Annotated in this window: 23 protein-coding genes; 10 read left to right on the forward strand and 13 right to left on the reverse strand. The window is 35.8% G+C overall.

Translation table 11 applies throughout. From position 1 onward, the window contains the following. Positions 1–340: 340 nt before the first annotated feature. A complete protein-coding gene (locus tag BZZ03_RS08255) occupies positions 341–1483 on the reverse strand; it encodes a hypothetical protein (RefSeq protein WP_086582985.1) in 1143 nt (380 codons plus the stop codon). A 203-nt stretch (positions 1484–1686) separates the two neighbouring features. On the opposite strand from BZZ03_RS08255, the gene BZZ03_RS08260 reads away from it, so the two are divergent. From BZZ03_RS08260 to BZZ03_RS08270, 3 genes are all read left to right on the forward strand, one after another. Further along, positions 1687–1890 carry a hypothetical protein gene (locus BZZ03_RS08260; protein ID WP_086582986.1) on the forward strand — a complete coding sequence of 68 codons (204 nt, stop codon included), beginning with the start codon at positions 1687–1689 and terminating at the stop codon, positions 1888–1890. Positions 1891–2182: 292 nt separating this feature from the next. Next, the gene (locus BZZ03_RS08265) at positions 2183–2464 is read left to right on the forward strand and encodes a hypothetical protein (RefSeq protein ID WP_086582987.1); all 282 of its coding nucleotides are present in this window, start codon (positions 2183–2185) and stop codon (positions 2462–2464) included. A gap of 28 nt (positions 2465–2492) precedes the next feature. Next, the gene (locus BZZ03_RS08270; protein ID WP_086582988.1) at positions 2493–2741 is read left to right on the forward strand and encodes a hypothetical protein; all 249 of its coding nucleotides are present in this window, start codon (positions 2493–2495) and stop codon (positions 2739–2741) included. 113 nt (positions 2742–2854) lie between these two features. Here the strand turns inward: BZZ03_RS08270 and BZZ03_RS11910 are convergent, their stop codons facing one another. Then, positions 2855–3064, reverse strand: coding sequence for a hypothetical protein (locus BZZ03_RS11910; RefSeq protein ID WP_143466335.1), 210 nt, complete (start codon positions 3062–3064; stop codon positions 2855–2857). Positions 3065–3139: 75 nt separating this feature from the next. Between BZZ03_RS11910 and BZZ03_RS08285 the strand changes: the two genes are divergently transcribed. The 6 genes from BZZ03_RS08285 to BZZ03_RS08310 all read left to right on the forward strand — a co-directional run bounded on the left by BZZ03_RS08285 (position 3140) and on the right by BZZ03_RS08310 (position 7960). Beyond that, the gene (locus BZZ03_RS08285; RefSeq protein WP_086583041.1) at positions 3140–4465 is read left to right on the forward strand and encodes an FtsK/SpoIIIE domain-containing protein; all 1326 of its coding nucleotides are present in this window, start codon (positions 3140–3142) and stop codon (positions 4463–4465) included. Continuing rightward, positions 4462–4788, forward strand: a complete 327-nt coding sequence (locus BZZ03_RS08290) for a hypothetical protein (protein ID WP_086582991.1) — start codon at positions 4462–4464, stop codon at positions 4786–4788. The genes BZZ03_RS08285 and BZZ03_RS08290 overlap by 4 nt, the downstream gene beginning before the upstream one ends. 201 nt (positions 4789–4989) lie before the next feature. After that, positions 4990–5253: a hypothetical protein gene (locus BZZ03_RS08295; protein WP_086582992.1), complete on the forward strand. Its 264-nt coding sequence runs from the start codon at positions 4990–4992 to the stop codon at positions 5251–5253. A gap of 149 nt (positions 5254–5402) precedes the next feature. Beyond that, positions 5403–6431, forward strand: coding sequence for a replication initiation protein (locus BZZ03_RS08300; RefSeq protein WP_233128970.1), 1029 nt, complete (start codon positions 5403–5405; stop codon positions 6429–6431). Between the two features lie 123 nt (positions 6432–6554). Further along, the gene (locus BZZ03_RS08305; protein ID WP_086582993.1) at positions 6555–6749 is read left to right on the forward strand and encodes a DUF3173 family protein; all 195 of its coding nucleotides are present in this window, start codon (positions 6555–6557) and stop codon (positions 6747–6749) included. Positions 6750–6751: 2 nt separating this feature from the next. Continuing rightward, on the forward strand, positions 6752–7960 hold the full coding sequence (locus BZZ03_RS08310; RefSeq protein WP_086582994.1) for a tyrosine-type recombinase/integrase: 1209 nt from the start codon (positions 6752–6754) through the stop codon (positions 7958–7960). Between the two features lie 85 nt (positions 7961–8045). Here the strand turns inward: BZZ03_RS08310 and galE are convergent, their stop codons facing one another. From galE to BZZ03_RS08360, 10 genes are all read right to left on the reverse strand, one after another. Then, positions 8046–9035 carry a UDP-glucose 4-epimerase GalE gene (galE, locus tag BZZ03_RS08315; RefSeq protein WP_086582995.1) on the reverse strand — a complete coding sequence of 330 codons (990 nt, stop codon included), beginning with the start codon at positions 9033–9035 and terminating at the stop codon, positions 8046–8048. Between the two features lie 71 nt (positions 9036–9106). Next, the gene (gene galT / locus BZZ03_RS08320; protein WP_086582996.1) at positions 9107–10585 is read right to left on the reverse strand and encodes a UDP-glucose--hexose-1-phosphate uridylyltransferase; all 1479 of its coding nucleotides are present in this window, start codon (positions 10583–10585) and stop codon (positions 9107–9109) included. Between the two features lie 11 nt (positions 10586–10596). Next, positions 10597–11796, reverse strand: a complete 1200-nt coding sequence (locus BZZ03_RS08325; RefSeq protein ID WP_086582997.1) for a galactokinase — start codon at positions 11794–11796, stop codon at positions 10597–10599. Between the two features lie 10 nt (positions 11797–11806). Beyond that, the gene (locus BZZ03_RS08330) at positions 11807–12835 is read right to left on the reverse strand and encodes an aldose epimerase family protein (RefSeq protein WP_086582998.1); all 1029 of its coding nucleotides are present in this window, start codon (positions 12833–12835) and stop codon (positions 11807–11809) included. A gap of 52 nt (positions 12836–12887) precedes the next feature. Beyond that, the gene (locus tag BZZ03_RS08335) at positions 12888–14285 is read right to left on the reverse strand and encodes a glycoside-pentoside-hexuronide (GPH):cation symporter (RefSeq protein WP_086582999.1); all 1398 of its coding nucleotides are present in this window, start codon (positions 14283–14285) and stop codon (positions 12888–12890) included. A 321-nt stretch (positions 14286–14606) separates the two neighbouring features. Next, the gene (locus tag BZZ03_RS08340) at positions 14607–15344 is read right to left on the reverse strand and encodes a MurR/RpiR family transcriptional regulator (RefSeq protein WP_019292217.1); all 738 of its coding nucleotides are present in this window, start codon (positions 15342–15344) and stop codon (positions 14607–14609) included. A 10-nt stretch (positions 15345–15354) separates the two neighbouring features. After that, complete coding sequence (locus BZZ03_RS08345) at positions 15355–16227, reverse strand: adenylyltransferase/cytidyltransferase family protein (protein ID WP_086583000.1); 873 nt, start codon at positions 16225–16227, stop codon at positions 15355–15357. Positions 16228–16249: 22 nt separating this feature from the next. Continuing rightward, on the reverse strand, positions 16250–17539 hold the full coding sequence (locus BZZ03_RS08350) for a peptidase U32 family protein (protein WP_003133356.1): 1290 nt from the start codon (positions 17537–17539) through the stop codon (positions 16250–16252). 69 nt (positions 17540–17608) lie between these two features. After that, the gene (locus tag BZZ03_RS08355) at positions 17609–18547 is read right to left on the reverse strand and encodes a zinc-binding dehydrogenase (protein ID WP_080941220.1); all 939 of its coding nucleotides are present in this window, start codon (positions 18545–18547) and stop codon (positions 17609–17611) included. Beyond that, a complete protein-coding gene (locus BZZ03_RS08360; protein WP_019294185.1) occupies positions 18544–19467 on the reverse strand; it encodes a peptidase U32 family protein in 924 nt (307 codons plus the stop codon). Before BZZ03_RS08360 ends, BZZ03_RS08355 begins: the two co-directional genes overlap by 4 nt. Before the next feature lie 172 nt (positions 19468–19639). On the opposite strand from BZZ03_RS08360, the gene BZZ03_RS08365 reads away from it, so the two are divergent. Beyond that, the gene (locus BZZ03_RS08365) at positions 19640–19918 is read left to right on the forward strand and encodes a DUF3270 domain-containing protein (RefSeq protein ID WP_019294186.1); all 279 of its coding nucleotides are present in this window, start codon (positions 19640–19642) and stop codon (positions 19916–19918) included. Positions 19919–19961: 43 nt separating this feature from the next. Here the strand turns inward: BZZ03_RS08365 and BZZ03_RS08370 are convergent, their stop codons facing one another. Continuing rightward, positions 19962–20783: a putative RNA methyltransferase gene (locus tag BZZ03_RS08370; RefSeq protein ID WP_086583001.1), complete on the reverse strand. Its 822-nt coding sequence runs from the start codon at positions 20781–20783 to the stop codon at positions 19962–19964. Positions 20784–20990: the final 207 nt, after the last annotated feature.

The following is a 20990-nucleotide window of genomic DNA, read 5'->3' on the forward strand; positions in this document are numbered from 1 at the left end:
TAACATTTTTTGCATTTTCATGCAACTTTCATCTGCTTTCAATCCTGTTTTCTTTATATTTTTACATTTCGAAGCGTTTTCTTACAAAAATAACGAAAAAGCAACCCAAATTAAAAGATTGCTTTTTCCATTTGTATTAATATCCATTTGGATGAGAGCTATGCCATTTCCAAGCATTTCTTCAAGATATTTTAAATATTTTAAACTTCCAAATACACCTTTATTCGTTTTTTAATGATTTGATTTTTTTCTATTACCCATCCCATAAATGAAAGTGGGAAATTTATGGGAATTATTAGTCTATATTTTTTTAGATTCTATTTTATATACTTCATCCACATTATCTTATTTTTAGAATATCTTCAATTTGATTTTGATCAAGTTCAGAATTATGCACCACCCAAATATCTTCACCATCACTATCAAAATATGACAAAAAAGCTCCATCATAGTCGGTATTAATCTTTTTTTGTTTTAACTTTAAATCTGTCAGTTTTTTACTACTAAATGAAAGTTCCGTTCTAAGAGAGGGAGTATTGCTATAATACGATATGAACCCATTAACAAAATATATATGTGTTGCATCTTCAAGTAAGTTAAAAATTTTAACTGCGCGAATTGCATTCTTAGTTAGCAAGTGTAATTGTTCCCTGACTTCATCCCATTTTTCTCGCTCATAATACTCATGATTAACTATGTTGTATGTTGCTTCAGTCATACTTTCGTTACCTTGAAACATATTTAAATGACCTTTATAAAACTCTGTTTTCTTATACTTATCTATAAAATCTTTTCCCAAAAATTCAAGCGTATCTTCCTTAAAAGGAAAGGTCATCGATTGAAAATGTATTTTATACATAATTTCTTCATCATTAAGAAGTAAAGGAAAAGGATCTATACACAGTCTTAAAAGAATAATTTCAATTATCGAATTATTTATGAATTCAACAAACAACGACTTTCTCTCTTCTTTTCTTTTATTTAAAACTTCCATAATCGAATTTGGTTGATAAAATGTTTTATATCCTTGTTTGTGTATATATTTGTTAACTATACCTAATCTTTCATACTGTTCAGAAAAAAAATCTGAAAAAGAACACCTTATTTCTTCATATACTAGATTCATTTCCTTTAATTGCTGTTTTATTTTTCCATCAAATGGGAAGTTCTGAAGATTAATCCACTTTTGATAAAGTTCACTCTCTATAGGAACATCTTCAATTGAAACTCTTACAAGAACTCTTGAAATTTCTACAGCCGACCGAACACTATAAAATGCAGCGTCAAAAAAACCTAATTCAAATTGTTTAATACTATTTTTTAACATATTTGCTGATTCCATAAAAAAAACATGCAATGACATTACATCTGAGCGTCCAGTAAAACTATCATCAATATTACTGATAACTCCTAATAACTGTTCTTTATTCTCAATATTTTCTTTTTCTAAATGCCTATAATATAATAAATTATCTAAATCCATAGTTACATTATATCATGATTTCATAACCTTAATTTTTCTACAAAAATTACTTAACCTTATTATTCTGTCCTATTGAATAATACAGTACACAAAAAAGACTATTATTTATAGCTTTTATATTGCATTTTAGAAAATATCATGCTAAAATAAAGCAAGATAAAGAAGTTTATACGCTTTATAAATTTTAAAAAGAGAGGTAAATTATGGCTCGTGGAAAACCTGTTCCAGCAGAAAGTATTTTTAAAGAACCTACTAAAATTTCAGCGGTAATTGATAAATCTACCAAACTAAACTTGGAAATTATCGCTGGTGAACTCGTTAGAGAATTCGGATTTGCTCCAACTCAAGGACAAGTTATTGATCATATTGCTAACTACTACTTGGTTAACAATGATAATAAAAAATAAACGGTAGAATATTCTTCCGTTTTATTAAAACTAAATAAGCTGGTTTATAAATTTTATATGGTTTATTTTCATTTAACAAATAAATTGTAGATATAAAAAAATCAAGGATAGAAAAATGAAAGAAAAAATTAACTTAGCATTAGAACAAAGCCTATTACTAAATTGGGAATATGATGATAATTTATAAGTTTGAAGGGAACAAAAGATAATGAATAACGCTAAACAGGCAAGAGCACCAACATTTTTTATAGTAACTAGCAAAAAATAAAAATAGAAAAATGGAGAACTAAACATGAATATAATGGAAAAACTCAGAGTTATTCGATTTACTCAAGAGCAATTAGTACAAGCTGGTGAAGCTGTAAAACGTTTGACAGACTTAGATAAAAATCAGTTTAAAAATTATTTAAAGGAGTATGAAAATTTCACCACCCCTTTTGAGGAAAAGCTTCTGTTGCGGTTCGCATATTCAAAGATTGCTTTAGATATCGAAACACATACAATTTCAATGTATCAATATCTTTTGACAGGGAAAGGTTGGTCAGTAAAAAGAGCTTCCAGTTTTGAAATATAGGTTTATTTTAGAAAGTAAAAGGTAAAAAATGAAAATTAATGTTTTTAAAATTTATACTCTATTTTCTTTAAGCCTCTTAACACTTATTAGTGGTGTAAGAATAGAACCTAAATTTCTCTTAACTTCAAACCCTCAGCAACGTATAAAATTTTTAATTAACGGTTTTGATTTTAGAAATTGCTTGATGGCACTCATCATTTGTACAGTAATATACTTGATTTTAGAATTTAACAATTATTTATTAGAAAAAAAGGGGAAGAAAAATGAAAAAAAATAATAACTACAATGGTTGGACTATATCAACAATATTTTTATTAGGCGTTATAGCCTTCCTATCAGGATTTTCAGGATCTATCAAAGTATTAATGTTTGATCCTTTTAAAGCCTCTATTATCTCACTAATTTTCGGAGTAATCCTCCTACTTCTCCAGTTACCTTTATTTTTAAATCAATATTTAGAAAAGAAAGATGGTAAACACTAATGAGTGATAAATTTAAAAGTAACGTTACATTTGCTGTAGCAATTATTTCTTTACTGATTTGTATTCCCTTTACTGGTTCTATGCAAGTGATTGCTGCTTTGATAGGAGTAGTGCTCATTATCATCTCCTTTTACTACATGATAAAGCAGAAAATAAAAAGTATTATTTCTTTTTTTAGAGAAATGAGATGATTATGAAATTTTTCTTATTTTGGGTTGAATTCTATAAGAAGCAACATCAAGAAAATCCTGTAGGAAAAGTAAGTTTGAATAATAAAAATTTGTTTCTGAATTTCCCCAAATACATTGAATTCCTACGAGCTTTGTTAATATTAGTCAGTTTCCTAATATTCATATTATCCTGGTTTGCTAATACAAAATTAATAAGCTTAGTACTCGGTTTCTCCTTTATATTTCTTCTGTTAAAGCAATTTGAATGGTTTAACTTTCTAAAACAATCAATTCGATATATTTATAGATTTGATTATTTATTATTAAATTTTCTAGTCGATAATGAATTATTAAAAGATAAATATAATTTAGAGAGTGCTGAATTATCATATGAAATAACAGATAAGGAATTAATAATCTATGCATACAAAGCTGGGGGACTATCGTCTAAACTTGAGAACCTCGACTTGGAGCTCTCAGCGCTCTTTAATTTACCGTTGGAGGAAAAAATAATCAGGCCTGCGATTGTTGAATACAAATTTATTCTTGAGCGCCCAGCACGCTTAGTTTTAAAATCTAGTTCAAAAGAAAGTATAGATGATTTGGAGATTAATTTAGGGTATGGTGTAAAGTACAACCCAGTAACATGCCCGCATATACTCGTTGCGGGCGGTACAGGCTCAGGTAAGTCAGTATTTATAAGTTTTCTGATATTAGAGCTATTGAAGCGAAATTCGACGATTTATATAGCAGACCCTAAGAATTCTGACTTGGGCAGTTTAGCCTATTACTTAGGTAATGAGCGAGTAGCTACAACTCCTAATAATATTGCTAGAATTATCCGATTAGCTGTTACAGAGATGCATGAGCGTTATAGTGAAATGAGGAAAAACTTTAAATATGGAACTAATTTCAATGATCACGGATTTAAGCCTATTTGGCTGATATTTGATGAGATGGGAGCTTTTTTAGCAAGTGGCACGGATAAAAATTCTAAAGCAGTGGTCAACGAAGTTATGGACGGTATTAAACAAATTATTCTTTTGGGTCGTCAAGCGGGAGTATTTGTTCTGATTTCAGCTCAGCAGATGTCAGCAAATACGCTCAACACTGACCTTAGGGATAATCTCGGTCTAAGGGTAGCTCTAGGGCAAAACAGTAACGAAGGATATCGCATGGTGTTCGGTTCTGCAACACCTGAACCACAACCGATTGAAGTTAAAGGTTCAGGATTTCTGTTTAAACAAGGCGCAGGTAAAGAAACAGCACAGTATTGGGAAAGTCCTTTCTTAGACACTCATCAATTTGACTTTATAAATGAATTAAATCTTTATATAGATAAGGAATGAAAGATATGATGTATCAAATGTCAGTTAGCGTTCAACTATCTGATGGTAGCTTTATGAGTGATATTGAGTATAATGATAATCCTTACAAATGTATCCTCGAAATATTACAAGATGTGCAGCTATTTTTCTCAGGGTTCACTAATTATTTTTATCCTGATAAAGATAAAGAAATAGATGTTTCGACACATGCTGATATCAAACTAGAAATCATTCTGCCAGATAAGAGAACTATTGCATTGATAGAAAAAAATATCACCTATATTGCTTTGTCACGCATTATAACTAGAGCTTATCAATGTTTGGCAGACAATGAATTAGAATAACCTTAGCCAGCTAACAATAAAAATTTATAACTAAAAGTAATTGTTCGTACAGTTGATTCAGTGATTTTTTGAATCAACTGTACGAACAATTCGCACGGGGCTGCCGAGTGTGGGCAGTCAGCTTGAAAAGCTGAAAAATTGAAATTTAATGTCCAAAAAGAACTGATTGACAGTAAAAGCTGAAAGAAAGGTTTTTTCGATATGAAAGAAATAATTGTAGTACTCGCCATTTCCACTAAAAAGGAAAAGGGCTGGCTCAAAGTTGCCACTTTACGAGATTCCTGGGGCGACCTTGGCATGCACTTTGACAAATTAAAATTTGGCAACATATTTGTTGCCCCCGGTCTTTATGATGTAGAGTTAGCTAATAATGCTGGGTTTGGACAAAATCCACAGTATGAGGTTTTACAAGCTCGTAAAATTGGTACTTTTGAAGAACTAATTGAGATAACAAAAAACAAATAGTATTATATCTCTTATCTTAGAACAAGAATGGGAACTGCCAGCAGAGCTGGCAAGCAGAGCGGGTTCAGCGGAGCGACATTGTTGCTCTAAGATTTAGAGATATGAAAGTGCTTTGTGCTTTCGAAAAATGAAAAATTATTGGAGGAATCTTGAAAGATGATTTTAAAAATCGGGCTCCCTCTAATAGCCCGATAACGATACATGAAATGTCAAAACCATCATATTCGCAGTTCCAAGATGAAGTTTCTTATAGATATGGCTTCGTAGGATTAAAACTTGATAAATTGAGTTTAACTGCCGATGTAACTGAAGACTTTTATAAAGATATTTTGAATGGTACTTTTTTACTTTATGATTATTTTGGAATTGTTGAACCAAATTTAACAAGGGATGGCGAATTATCCAGTTATAAAGGGCAATTCTTCGATAACAATAAAGAAAACTGGTATATAGAATATACTCCCATTGCTTCAATTAAGATGAATAAGCGCCCTTTGAAGATTGAGTTCACACCTTCAAAGGTCTCAAAAAAACATTTTCTTTCAGTATTCCACATACTATTTCCATATATGAGGAATATAGCTATATCTACTTTCCATTTAGCATATGATTTTGAGAGAGATTTATCTTCCCTACGTGTCAATTGGCCTAAAGTTATGTATAGACCTATCTATAAAGGTATGAAATTAGAAACAATGGATTTTGGAGCCCCTAAGGGAAACTATCATTTAACTGCATACAATAAACTAAAAGAGCGTTTTGATAGTGGAGATATGGCGGAGATAGAAATTTATATGCAATATGAAAATCTATGGCGAATAGAATATAAGTTTTATAATGAAGGTAATATCAAAAAAGAATTAAAAAATGGGCTTCCCTTTTTGGCAAAGGTTCCTGTCTTTATTGAGAATTTTAAGGGATTAGAGTTTAACAATTTGGGCGTTAACGAAAAAATTTATCTTTTTGCATTACGTAATAAACCCGAATTATTTGCTGATTCAGATAAAAGAACTGTTGCAAAATACAAAAAATTAGCTGAGAGTATTTCTGAAATAAATCTCAATGTATTCTTTCAAAATGCTTTAGATTATACAGAGATATTCAATCAAGAGCCTTGTATGGTTAGTTTTTTCGATTTTATGACTTCAATGCTTTCGGGAAATATTCCAAAGTTATAAGCAAATATAAATTATTAGCCAGTTATTTTATTGATACATCAAGAAAACTAGAAAAGTCGCCACGGCAATGACGACTTAGAAAATACTTATAAAAAATTATACCATAGAAAGAGGATAAAAATTATGTCAAATAAAAAGCAAGGAATAACTGCTAATGAATTAGTTACCGAACTACATTTGCAGCCTGCGACAGCAAAAAAGGCAGTAAGATTGGCAAAAGAGCAGTTAGTTACTCAAGGATATGAATGGTACGCAAATAAACGTCTTGGAGTTGTGCCAAGGGATATAGTTGCTCAAATTTTAAGAATGGAGCTTTAATCATGGCTTCTATTAGGTACAGACAGAGAAAATCTAAAAAGGGAACTACTTGGGCTTATGAAATACGTCACGCTGATAAGACTTTAAAATCAAAAAGTGGATTTTCTACTAAGAAAGAAGCTCAAATAGATGGTCTCTCTATTCTCAGAGAGTTTAAAACTGGACTAACTATTGATAAAAAAACTGATTTGCCTACACTTTATCAAGAATGGTATAACCTAAAGGTTCTTCATAGTGGACGTTCTGAACAGACACTCTATAAATATCGCTACTTTGGAAAAATTATCAAAAATAATTTTGATGGTATTCCCATAACAAGTATTAAGCCAAGCCAATATCAAAAAATAATGAATAAATTAGGTACTGAAGACAAAGTTAGCTATAATACTCTTATTCGTGTTAACTCTGTAATTAGGCAAACTATTGAAATGGTTAAAGATGATGATGTCTTTATCAAAGATTTCACTGTCAATGTTGTGATTCAATCTAATTTCACACCACAAACTGCTGATGAAAAATATCTTCACAGCCTTGCAGACTATGATAAGGTAGTTAATTATTTTCGTAAAAATCTTGATTATAAAAAATCATCACATAACCATATCTTATATTTTTTATTCCGCACAGGCTTTAGATATGGTGAGCTTGTCGGCTTAACATGGCATGATATAGATTTTAAAACAGGTTACTTTAATAATCATAGACGTTTTAACACCAACATAAACAAGTATGTCCCTGCAAAAACCGAAACTTCAATAAGAAAAGTTCCAATTAGTCCTAGCGACCTAGAAATTTTAAAAGAGCTTCAGAAACAGCAAAATTTTATTTTAGAAACCCTTGATTATGAAAATCAATATGACATGATATTTTATCATCCATATAACCCCCATGGAGTTCCTCATAGTATGGCCATAAATTACCATCTTGCAAAAGTTTTAAAGTCTCTCAAAATAGAGCCCGTCATTACCACAAAAGGAGCAAGGCACACTTTTGGATCAGTTCTTCTTGCTAAAGGATATTCCATGGACGTAGTTTCAAAATTACTAGGTCATAAAGATATGATGATGTTAATTAAGATTTATGGGCACGCTATTGATGAGAATATTGTAAAGCAGATAGATAGTATAAAAAGATTATTCGACCATAAGGGACAAATTAATATTTCTTCTATTGATAAAGAGATAACTCCCCAAAATGATGAAAAACAATAACAGAATGGGAAAAAATATGGGAAAAACTTAGATAAATGATTCAAGAAAAAGCCACGGTTATAGATAGGACCGGGCTTTTCTAATGCTATTTTTCGTAACCTGTTGGATTATTACTATGCCATTTCCAAGCATTCTCGATAATATATTCTAAATTATTTTTCACGTGCCAATCCAAGACTTCTCCTGCTTTCGTCGAGTCTGCCACCAACATATCTGGATCGCCAGGACGACGTTCTCCCATTTGTGATGGAATTTCTTTACCGGTAACACGGCGTGCAGTTTCCAAGACCTCAAGGTTAGAGTAGCCTTTTGAAGAGCCAAGATTAAACTGATCCGAAGCACCGCCCGCTTTAAGATATTCTAAGGCTTTGATGTGTGCTTCAATCAAATCTTCCATGTCAATATAGTCACGTACGCATGTACCATCAGGCGTATTGTAATCATCGCCATAGATAGTGATAAACTCACGTTGGCCTAAAGCTGTTTGTAAAATAAGCGGAATCAAATGCGTTTCATTTTTATGTGCTTCACCAATGCTTCCGTCATGTTTAGCACCAGCAACATTGAAGTAGCGCAGTGCTACATAAGTCATATCCGTTGCCTCTGATTGCCACTTCATCATTTTTTCCATGATGAGTTTGCTTTCGCCATAAGGATTGATTGGTTTTTGTGGAGTTTTTTCAGAAATAGGGCTTTCTTCGGGTATTCCAAAAGTTGCAGCCGTACTCGAAAAGACAATATGCTTAATACCAAATTTTTCCATGGTTTCAAGAATAACCTGTGCCCCACCAACATTATTATTAAAATACATCAGGGGTTTTTGCATTGATTCACCCACCAATGAATAGGCACAAAAGTGCATTAAACCTTCGATATCTTTTTCTTTTGTAAAAACATCAGCCAAAAAAGCTTGATCGCGCACATCTCCTTCATAGAAGCGTACATCTGCTGGGACAGCTTCACGATGTCCTGTCACAAGATTGTCTACAACGGCCACATCATAACCACGTGATACTAGAATATCAACAGCATGGCTACCTACATAACCTGCGCCTCCAAGTACTAAGACTGTCATTTATTTATCCTCCATTACTTTGATGTACAAAGTTTTTAAATACTATTTATCAATCACTTACAAGTATAACCTTATTCATTTATAAAATCAATGAAGCGCTTAAACCCGGCATATCCTGCTTTGTCATCTTTAAATACTCCCGCGTCTTGCAATACTCTTGTAAAGACAGCTCCAACTGCTTCACGGACATACTCTGAGACATTTTCTTCAGTAACCCCCCCTTGATTTTTTAACTCTTGTGCCCAAGGTAAGTGCATATCTTTCATATGATGTGGCTTTCCTAAGAGATACTGTTTCACTTCTTGCAGTTCATTTTTCAATCGCGGAGGTAAAACAGCCAAACCCATGACCTCAATCAGGCCAATATTTTCTTTCTTGATATGATGCAGGTCTGCATGAGGATGAAAAATCCCATCAGGATATGTTTCATTAACATTATTGTCTCGCAAGACTAAATCCATCTCGTAAGCCCCCTCACGTTTACGAGCGATTGGCGTAATCGTATGGTGTGGCGTACCATCAGCAGAATGAGCAATGACATCAATGCTTGTATCCGAATACTGTTGCCATTTCTTCAAAATGTAGTCCGCAAGTGTCAAAAGCTGCCCTTTGTCCTCAGAAGACAAACGTAACACACTCATAGGCCAATTCACAATGCCAACTGCTACTTCTGGAAAAGCTTTAAAGGCTACTTGTTCTCTTAACTTAGCTTTAGCCATCGGAAATTCATGACGTCCTGCTTGATAGTGATCATGGGTCAAAATAGACCCCCCAACAATTGGTAAATCAGCATTGGATCCAATCATATAGTGAGGGAACAAATCCAAAAAGTCCAAGAGATTACTAAAAGATTGGCGATTAATTTTCATTGGCTTGTGCAAGTTGTTAAGCACAATTGAGTGTTCATTATAATAAGCATAAGGTGAATACTGAAAGCCCCATTCTTCATCCTGTAATTTTAAACGGATGAGGCGATGATTGCTTCGTGCAGCTTTATTCCCTCCACCATAAAGCCCTTCGTTTTCAATACAGAGCGCACAGGCTGGATAACTAGAATCCTTGACTAATTTAGCTGCAGCGATAGCTTTTGGATCTTTCTCCGGTTTTGAGAGATTGATTGTGATTTCTAAATCGCCATATTTTGAGTGATAATTAAAGGCGATATTTTTTGCGATATCTCTCGTCTTGACCTGATTAATTTCCTGAGTCAGTCCATAAAAATAATCTGTTGCTTTTTTAGGACTCTCTTGATAATTCTTCCAGAACTCACGATTAATTTGACTTGGTGTTGGACTAATAAAGTCCATCAGAGCCGCTTCATAAAATTCTTCTTCTTCTGGCGAAAAAGCTTGATTGTCGCGTGCAAGGATCATGAGCTGATCCATTAAAGTTAGTGCATCATGTTCTTCTGTAACTTGTGGTTCGTCCCAATCGTTCATCCCCAAGAAATGGAGTAATTGATTACGCCAATATATTTTATCAAGCGTTTCAATTCGATGATTTTTTTCTGCTAAATTAATAAATTCTTGAACAGCTTGATATTTTTCCATTTTTACTTTTCCTACTCCACATCCAGTTTTGTTGATCCTGAACCAATTTGGGCGACATAAAAGCTTGCTGGATAGCCAACTACTTTTTCATATTCCGCTCCAACTGCTTCTTCAAAATCTGCGACTTTATCATGAGCGACTAAAGCAATTGCACAACCGCCAAAGCCTGCACCTGTCATACGTGCGCCTAATACACCTGCTTGTTTTTGTGCGGTTTCAGCCAGCGTATCAAGTTCAATCCCAGTCACTTCATAGTCGTCTTTGAGGGAAGCGTGTGAAGCATTAAGTAATTCACCAAACTTTGTCAAATTACCAGCAACAAAAGCTTTTTGTGCTATTTTTGTACGGTTATTTTCATATACGGCATGGCGCGCACGTTTAATCAGGGTTTCATCACCAATCAAGTCTGTATTGGCATCAAATTCCTCATTAGAAAGTTCACCCAGTGATTCAATAGCTAATTTACTTTGCATACGTTTCAATGCTTCACGTGTTTCAGCAAAACGCTCATTATATTTTGATTCTGTTAAAGCACGTGGTTTGTTTGTGTTCATGATGACAATATCATAATCACGTAATTCTACCGGCACCATTTCATACTTAAGAGTATTACAGTCCAATAAAATCGCTTTTTTCACTTCACCAAAACCAATCGCAAATTGGTCTAAAATACCAGAGTTGACGCCAATAAATTCATTTTCCGTTTTTTGTCCGAGTTGTACCAACTCCAAGCGTGGGACTTGTAAATTAAACAGGTCGTCTAAAACTACACCGACTAAAAGTTCCAAAGAAGCTGAAGATGATAAACCAGAAGCTGTTGGAATTTCACCATTGATAAGTAGTTCAAAACCTTTATCGATGGTATAGCCTGCACCTTGAAGCATCACTATCATTCCTTTAACGTAATTTGACCAACTGTCATCATCTTTTTCCTTGACCTCTGTTAAATCAAATTCGATAAGACCTGCTTCTGGAAAGTTTTGTGAAAAAAGTCGGATTTTTGTATCTTCACGTAAACGGGCCAAACCTGTTGTCCCAATTGTAATTGAGGCTGGGAAGACGTAGCCGCCATTATAGTCGGTATGTTCACCAATCAAGTTAATACGACCTGGCGAAAAGAAGTATTCCACATTTTCTGTATCCCCAAATACTTTTTCAAAACTGTTTGTTAATGCTGTTAAAACTTTACTGTTTTCCACGATTGTTGTCATTTTCTTTTCCTCATTTTTTCTCTTCTTTATGGAGTTTATAAATTGTTTTTGAATAGTATTTCTCACCTGCTTTGAGTGTGATATCACCCAACTCCGGAATTTGTTGACTGCCTGGCGCCACTTGTGTTTCAAAAGTGATTCCGCCATGATTTACTTCTTTTTTCCCTTGATATACTGCACCAGATTCGCCAAAATTTGCTGAAAAAATAACAATACTTGGACGATCAGTATAAACAGAGATACTTAACTCTTCAAAGCTTAAACGTGCTTGCTCCTTCTCTATGCTTGGCTCATCTAAAAGGAAAGGATGATCAAGGCCATCAACCAAAATCACTTGCTCCATAGTACTTTGAAAGACTTCCGAGAGCCTTTTGCCTGAACGCAAATCTAAGTCTGTACCCGCTAACTCCGCAATATCTCCATGTACTACCTCGCTCTTGTCTAACAAAGGAACAAAACGAGAGGCGCCTAAACGCAAGAAATGGTTGTCTATACTTTGACCTACATCTCCGGACAAATTAAAGTAAACATGACCTGTAGGGTTAAACACCGTGTCTTTATCAGAAACGGCATCATATTCAATGGACCAAGCGCCATTTTCATCAAAACTGTGAGTCACAGTGACTTGTATCTGTCCTGGATAGCCATTTTCACCATCGTTTGACGTCAAGTAAAATTGAACTTTTGCTTGTTCTGCTTCTTGAAAAACTTCAAACTGCCAGAGTTTACTTTCAAAGGAATCTTGCCCTCCATGTAAGGTTTGCGCAGCTTCATTTTGTTGCAATTGTACGTTCTTGCCTGCTATCTTCACTTGACCGTTTTTGATACGGCCAGCTGTTCGGCCAATTGTGGCACCAGGATAGTTATCTTTTTCGACATATTCTTGTGTAGAATCAAAGCCCAAAACGATTTTCTTACCATTGACTGTCCAATCCACGATTCGGGCACCGTAATTGCTCAATGAGAGCGTATCTCCTGCCTTGTTTGTTAAACAAATCAAATGCGCGCCTAAGCCAAAGTCTTTTGTTGTTATTTCCATAATTCACCTGTCTTTAAATAAGGAGAGCTAGCGTCACCGCTAGTCCTTATCTTTATTTTAATTTATTTTCGAGTTCTGCAACAATTTCTTTATGACGTTTCTCTGTTAATTTTACCTTAAGAAGATAAATCGTGAGTGAGATAATCATCAGAACGGCTGGAAGAGCGAAGGCATAAAGCTTAAAGGTCGTTACCCCGTAAACTTTATGTGGATCAAAAGTTGATCCGGTCATACCAGCTGCAATCGCCACAAACCCAAAGATCCCATTTGAGAAAGCACCAGCAATTTTATCCAGTAACGGACGCATTGCCAAAGTGACTGCTTCATTACGCACACCATTTTTCCATTGACCATATTCTACAGAGTCTGTGATTGTCATCAAAACTGATAAGAACACAAGCTGATAAGGTGTAGTCAGAAAGATAAGACCGAGAATTGTCATTGGCACTGAACTTCCAAAGATAAAGAAAGCATAACCGACAAGCATCGAGAGAATTGCACCTGTCAAAACTTTACGACGGCCAAATTTCTTCGCTAAGACAGGGAACAGTGGTACTAAGACGATAGAGCCGATAAAGCCGACAATCCCTGTAATTGAATACAGTGCAGCTTGTCCTAAAACGAAGGTAAACATCAAAATCAAAGTTGCTGTTGTTGCGACATAGGCTAAAGCAAACAAGATATAAGACAATGACAACCACATCAGCTGATCATTTTTCAATAAAGCTTTAAACACATCAATGGTTGTTGTTTTTTGTGATTGTTGACGGATAACAGAATCCTTTTCTTGGGTACCCCAAGCTGTAATTAAGGCTGTTCCACCTGAAACAATCGCAGCAATGACACCAAATGCAAACCAACCTGATGCACCTTGGGCATGGTGCCCCGTCATGAGTTGAGTGAATCCATAGGTAATCGGGATAACGAGAATAGTTGTTCCTTGAGCACCAATAGCTGAACCAAAACGGGCAAATGTTCCGAGTGACTCACGTTCTTCATTCTTTTCAGAGAGCGCAGGAATCATTGACCAAAAGGCAATGTCCTTGAAGGAATAAAAAGCATCCAGAATAACAAAAGAAATGATAAAGACAATAATAAATAAGGTTGTATTTGAACTTTTGGCTAATCCAAAGAAGTCTGAAAACATCAATACAATCATTACAGATGATATTAAACCGCCAGCAACCAACCAAGGTTTAAATTTTCCCCAACGCGTGCGTGTGTTGTCAATAATACTCCCAATAATGGGATCAAAAACAATTTCTACCAATCGAATAATGACGACAAGTGATGTCACAAGGGCAATCATTGCATCTTTATGTTCACTACCTGCAAACATTTGACTCGTAACAAAAGCAATAAAGAACACGCTAATTGCTGCATAATAGGTATCGTGACCCAAAGCACCTAAAGCATACGAAATTCTTTGTTTCATTTTTCCTCCCTCCATCGGGAACCTCCTTTTTCGATTCCCTTACACCGAAATCGCTTACATTAATATGATAGCATTTTCTTATTTGGAAAAGTTTCCCATTGGGTAAAGAAGGCAGGAAATACTTCCTAAAACACCGCTTACAAAAGCTAAGAATGTAAGTTGTGGTTCACAACTCGCTTCGCTCCCTGCGTATTATCGTTCTAATTTGCTAAAGCAAAAAGAACTTTATGTTGTTCACAACTCGCTTCGCTCCCTGCGTATTATCGTTCTAATTTGCTAAAGCAAAAAGAACGATAATAAAAGCAAAGCTCCTTGGCTTTGCTTATTATTTGTTTTTCATTGTTTTTTATAAATAGAGTAAGCATCAAAGAGGACACGTACTAAAATATACAGGGGCAGTCGACTATGGACATCAAGATCAAAATAATTAACTTCTAAAGAGCTTTTATAGCCAATTAGGGAGACATCTGCAAGACGTACTAATGGACTTTGCTCCGTTACAGTCAAGGTCAAAATTTTTGCACCATGGGTTTTTGCCACTTCGGTTGCTTCAATCAGTTCTAAAGTTTCGCCACTCAAGGACAAATTGATGATTAAGCTGTTCTCTTTGACAAAACTTGCATAATAAGTCATATATTTATAGTCATCATGAAGTGTCACTGGCTTATGGAAAAGTTGAAGCTTCTTCATCATCTCTACAGCAGCATGAGTGGAAAGACCACGCGCAAAGAGAATGATCTCACCAGCTTGGTCAATAGCACGCACGGCTTGTTCAATAGCAGGAGCCGAAATATTATGAATGGTCCGTAGGAGTTCTTCTTCGTTTTTACCAATTGCGGCCAAAACTTCATTTGAAAAACCATTAATATTGGGAAGTGGCTTTTCTTTTATCGAATAGCGAAATTCGGCATAGCCCGAAAAACCTTTTTTCCTCACTGTGCGATTAATCGTTGATAAAGAGCAATGAGCTAATTCTGCCAAATCTGTAATAGAAAGTTGGGGAATTTCATCATAATGCTCTTGAATTACTTGCCATGTATAGGCTTCGGCACTTGATAACTTTTGGTTAACCATGTTTCCTCTCCTAATATTTTAAACGGTCAATTTGAATCCCTGTATACTGACTAATTGCATCAATAGCATGATAATAGCGCCCGAGATAAGCGCGTGTGTCACGCGTCGTTTCTTCATCATCTAAACGTACAACTTTTTCAGCAAGTCCTTGCTCTGCTATCTCCCTTAAAAGTGCTTCGTCATTATCAGATGGAATTAAAAGCACCAGATCCATATCCGGAGATAGAGTATTATCAATAAAGATTATACCTTGATTTCCGGCTGAAGTGATAGCCTGTTCAATATCCTTTGCAAAGGGGGCATTGTTAAAAGTACGTGCTAAACGTCTAGCCAAGGTTGATTTACCACTTTGTCGGCCACCAATTATACCAACAATTTTAGTGAAATGTCTACGAAAAGCGGGATTTATCTCGTTCCAGTGCAACAATGGATTTTCACGTATGTCTGTTGCGGATATCTTAATATCTTGCCTATCAGCCATTTCTACCTTATAGGTACGCAAATCTTGCGGAAAACGTGCACTGAGCTCAGTTACATATTCCGGCTCTCCCACATAAAAAGTAATTTCCTGGCTCTGGTAATTTTTTAATAAGTCAAACAAACGTTTAAACCAAGCATCCCATCCTTGTGGCATCGGAGGTAAATCCGTTTCATCTAACATTGCAACCTCAATGTCCTCTTCATCAGCAAAAGCTTCCTGTAAATAGTGATAACGTAGGGTTAGAGGCAAGCCAATCTTATCACCTCGATCATGAGTATAGCCTGATACGACTAAGAGAACCTGATCATTAAGTGCAGCACACTTGTAAATCTGTTGCTGGTGCCCCTTATGAAAAGGAGCAAAAGTACCAAAATAAACGCCTAATCTTGTCTTTTCTGTCATTACGCTCCTCTATTTGATCTTTTTAAGCACGCACTGTTTTAGCCGCACCTGATTTTTCGTAAAGATTGATTAAGCCTGCACCTGATTTACGGATCATATCTCCAGGTTGTACAGGCGTTTCCACATCAATATGTAAAAGGGTCATTGGATTTGGTGCACGGTCGATAGATTCTCCTGTTTCTGCCAAACGTAAGTTTTTAATTGTTGTTTCAGAATGACGGAAGCCAGGCCCATAAAATTCAATCGTATCACCTTCTGTAATGACGTTCCGTTGACGAATCGTCGCAACCTTACTGTCTTCATCGTAAGCAACAACTTCGCCAATAAACTTGTATTCTGGAATTTTACGACGTGCACCAAAAAGTTGTTTATTTTCATCAGGAATACCATAATAAAAGCCTGTATCCAATTCACGTTGCGCCACTTTCCAAAGTTCATCAACCAAATCTGGCTTAATAGCCTCAAACTTTTCCGGACTTTCTAGATAAGCATCAATGGCCGCTTTGTAAACATTTGAAACTGTTGAAACATAGTGAATAGATTTCATACGTCCTTCAATTTTCAAGGAATTTACACCATTTTTGATCATATCAGGAATATGTTCAATCATGCTCATATCAACAGCAGACATTGAAAATTCTTCGGGAATTTCACCTTTGATTGATTTGCGCTCACTACCAAAAGGCATATCATAGAGGTCATATTTCCAACGGCATGATTGTGAACAGCCACCGCGGTTGGCATCACGCATGCTCATATAGTTTGAAAGTACACAGCGTCCACTATAAGAAATACACATAGCACCATGGACAAAGGCTTCAATTTCCACAGATGTATGTTTTCGGATTTCTGCTAATTCTTCCATAGAAACTTCACGGGCTAAGACGACACGTTCCAGTCCTAAACCTTGCCAGAATTCTAAAGTTTCGTAATTCGTTGCTGAAGACTGCGTAGAGAGATGAATTGGTAAACCTGGTGCTTCAGCTGCACAAATTGCTATCAATGCAGGATCCGAAACGATCACTGCAGAAATTCCTAAATCACGCAGTGTACGGAACCATTCGCCTGCACCTTCCTCATTCCCTTCGTGTGTGACCATATTGGCCGCAACATATACCTTAGCATTGTGGGCTGAAGCATACTCTACGCCTTCACGCATCTCATCAAAGGTAAAGTTACCTGCGCGTGATCGCAAACCGTAGGCTTGTCCACCGATATATACAGCATCTGCGCCATAATCAATCGCTACTTTAAGTTTTTCCAGTGTGCCTGCAGGTGAAAGTACCTCAGGTCTTGTATAATTTTCTTGCATTTTTTCTCCTATTTTCAAGATAAGATTTTTGATAAGGTCTGCCGACCAAAACTTCTTTAATAAAATAAACTATGGTTTTAATAAAACTTTGCCAATATTTTTTCCAGACTCTAAATACTGATGAGCTTCCTTACCTTCAGATAAGGGAAATACAATTGCTTCCGCTGTTTCAACTTTTCCTCTTTCAAAGTAATCAAAGAGACGCTGACTTCGGCGTTCCCTTTCAGAAAAGCTGGTCAAAAAATCCCATAAGTCACCCGTTAGGATATTTTTGGATTGAGACATCATCTTCACGAGATCAATTTGTGGTGGATTGCCTCCCGCCATACCAAAGAAAATCAGGCTTCCTCTGTTCCTCAAAAGCTCTAAATTTTTATTCACAGTGCTGCCCACACCATCATAAACCGTATCAAATTTAATAGACAACGCTTGTCGCCACTCATCCGTTCGGCTTGGATAGACTTGACGCACTCCACGAGAAAGGGCCAAAGCTTGTTTTTCTGCATTTGATGCCGTACCATATACTTCCATACCATCTGCCACAAGAATTTGAGACAAGATCTGCCCGACACCACCGCTAATTCCTGTAACAAATACTTTGTCCCCTATTTGATTTTTCCCTAAATCATGCGCTAAGAAATCTGCAGTCAAACCTTGAAGACCAATACTGGCGGCTAACTTTAAATCAATATTATCAGGCAAATAAATCAGCTTTTCTTTAGGCACAGCAACATATTCAGCATTAGCAAAGGGAACATCGACAAAAAGAACTTTTCTTCCTTTCTGCTTCCCTTCGACAATTTCACCAGAACCTTCGTATCCATTAATATAAGGATGATGTTCCTCGATATGATAGCCTCCTCGGCGACGATAAATATCTGCAAAATTGAGACCAATATATGCCGTTTTGACTAAAACTTCATCTTCTAGCACTTGTGGCAAGGGAACTTTGCCATATTGAAGGACATCACTATCCCCAAATTCTTCAAAATACAAAGCTTTCATCATTTAATTTTACCTGGGTCTAAGTCATAGAAACCATGTGATAAAGTACGGCCTGCTGGATGAAGTTTACGCACTTCTTCTTCAAGCTGAAAGGCCTTATCTGCAGTGAAATTTCCTGCTTCAATGGCCTTTTTCGCTTCTACAAACAACTTCGTAATGGCCACAAAATCCGCACCGCGTGTAAAAATACCGTCCAGTTTCCAATGGTCAAAGCCCATTTTTACCAGTTCCGAGAGCTCGCTCATCATATTAAGATCATCGTTAGCAAAAATGTGTGTACCATGATTGTCTTCAAAGATACTATAGTGGGTATCTTCCTTTTTGGGTTCCGAAACAAAAAGATTACGTTCACGATCTTTTCCTGTCTCTTCTGTCTTAATAAAATTGTAGTAATTTTGCACTAAAGGACGTTTACTTTGATGGATAACAGTTGCTCCATAAACCAATACCTCGCCGGGTACATCTAAGTTTCCTGTCATGGCTTCAAGTTCCGGTTTGGGAAGCTCGCGTGCTAACACAGCTTCGACAGCACCTTGGCCCGCCCAGAAGTTGATTTGGCGGCTTGAAGTCACCATGGTAGAAGCATCATAAGTAAAAGGCAAGTCATATTTGTCTCTTTGAAGCACGAAGATAACTCCTGCATCTCCTACGGCTATGCGATCTACTTGAATATCTTGCAAGAAGTCTAAGTAGGGTTTTATTTTAGCCATCATATCAACGTGCATCAATGCATTTACAGCAACAGTCACTGTTTTTCCTGCTTCATGTGCAAGAGCTGTAATCTCACGAATTTCATCGTAGCTAAGCGCTGTAGGTAAGCGTAACCCAAACTCGGCTTCACCAATATAAAGGTTGTCAGTTCCAGCAGCAAGTAGAGCCTTGGCTTGCTCCACACTTTCTGCGGTAGTAGTAATTTTAATCATAGACTAAATTATATCACTATTTATCGCTCTTGACACGTCAGATTTTCATTTTATTTTATTTTCCGATTAACAAAAAAGTAATATAAGACATGAAATTGTATTGCAAACATTTACATAATTTGTTATGATGTAGTATAGAGCTTAATTATCAGGAAAACTTAGGAAAAAAACTATGGAATTAAAAAATTTAAACGATTTCTATGAGAAGCAAGAATACTATTCATATGATGAGCTACATGAACAAGAAAGCCATCTTACCAAACGTGTGCACGAGCTGACTTTCTTTCTTAATGTCGCAAGCTTTTCAGTCATCATGGCAATGATGGTCTATATTTTTATTACAATGACAAGCAGTTTAGTTGCTGTTCCAGCTGCTCTTGTTGTTGGTTTTATCGTTTTCCTTGTTTGTAAAAAAGGAATCAAAAAGATTGTACACCTCCTCATGAAATAATAAATTTTATGTTCTAACAGAAAAAACCTCAAGAAGAGGTTTTTTATTTTTGCCCGATTAAAACTTGCACATGAATAGTTGCCTGGGTGGGGGGATTTTTTCTTGCTGCTTCTTTTATCTTAGAGGATACCGCCCATTCTAAAGGACTCATTTCCAGAAAATCTAAACGAAGGGCCTCAGGAATCTCAAAACTATAATGAAGTTCTTTTTCCACGGCATTAGGATATTCCTGCTCAAAGCGTTGAATAACCTCTGTATTGTCATAGTTAACTGGAAAGCCATATACTTTACGCAACTCTTGAAGATAATATTGATCTGGTACAATCTTGATGATATTCCCCCCTGACTGTAACACTCGATTAAACTCTTTATAGTTTGAAGGTGTAAAAATATTTAAGACACTCGAAATAGAAGCATCAGCAAAAGGTAGTCTTGTCAAATCTGCCAAACTTAGAAAAGCTGAAAAAGGCAAATCAGTCGCCATTTCAATACCATCTTTTGCAATATCAAAGCCAAATTTGTTCCCTTGGTAAGACAACAACTCCAAAAACTTGCCTTCACCTGTGCCCACATCCAACAAATTGCCAGGTAAAAGGGCTTTTTCAATTTCCTTAAGTACAGGTGTGTACATGCCAGCAGCGATTAAGCGACGTCTGGGTTCAAACATCTTCTTTGTATAATGTTCCGTATCTGCTTTTGTTTGTAAAAAGTTAACATACCCTTTTTTATTTAAATTGAAGGTATGCTTATTCTCACAACGCAGTGCATAAGGCTCCAAAGCAAAGGAAGCGCGGCATAAAGGAAAGCTGAGACTTTCGAGATTTTTTTCTAAATAAACATAGGCTTTTTCAATTTTTTTTAACATAAACCTATTATAGCATTTCATCAGATGCTTTAACTTTTCTGAATCCAAGTAATCCCATAAAGCGTAGGAATCACAAATATCCAAGAAAATATTTTTTCTATTTATGCAGTATTTTATATCAAATCGCATGCCTCGTTTGCTATACACTAGCTTTTTATTCATTAAAAACAGCAAAGCTACTTTTTTTGTTATAATAAAGAAAAAGTC

Source organism: Lactococcus petauri (assembly GCF_002154895.1).
GTDB classification, from domain to species: Bacteria; Bacillota; Bacilli; order Lactobacillales; family Streptococcaceae; genus Lactococcus; species Lactococcus petauri.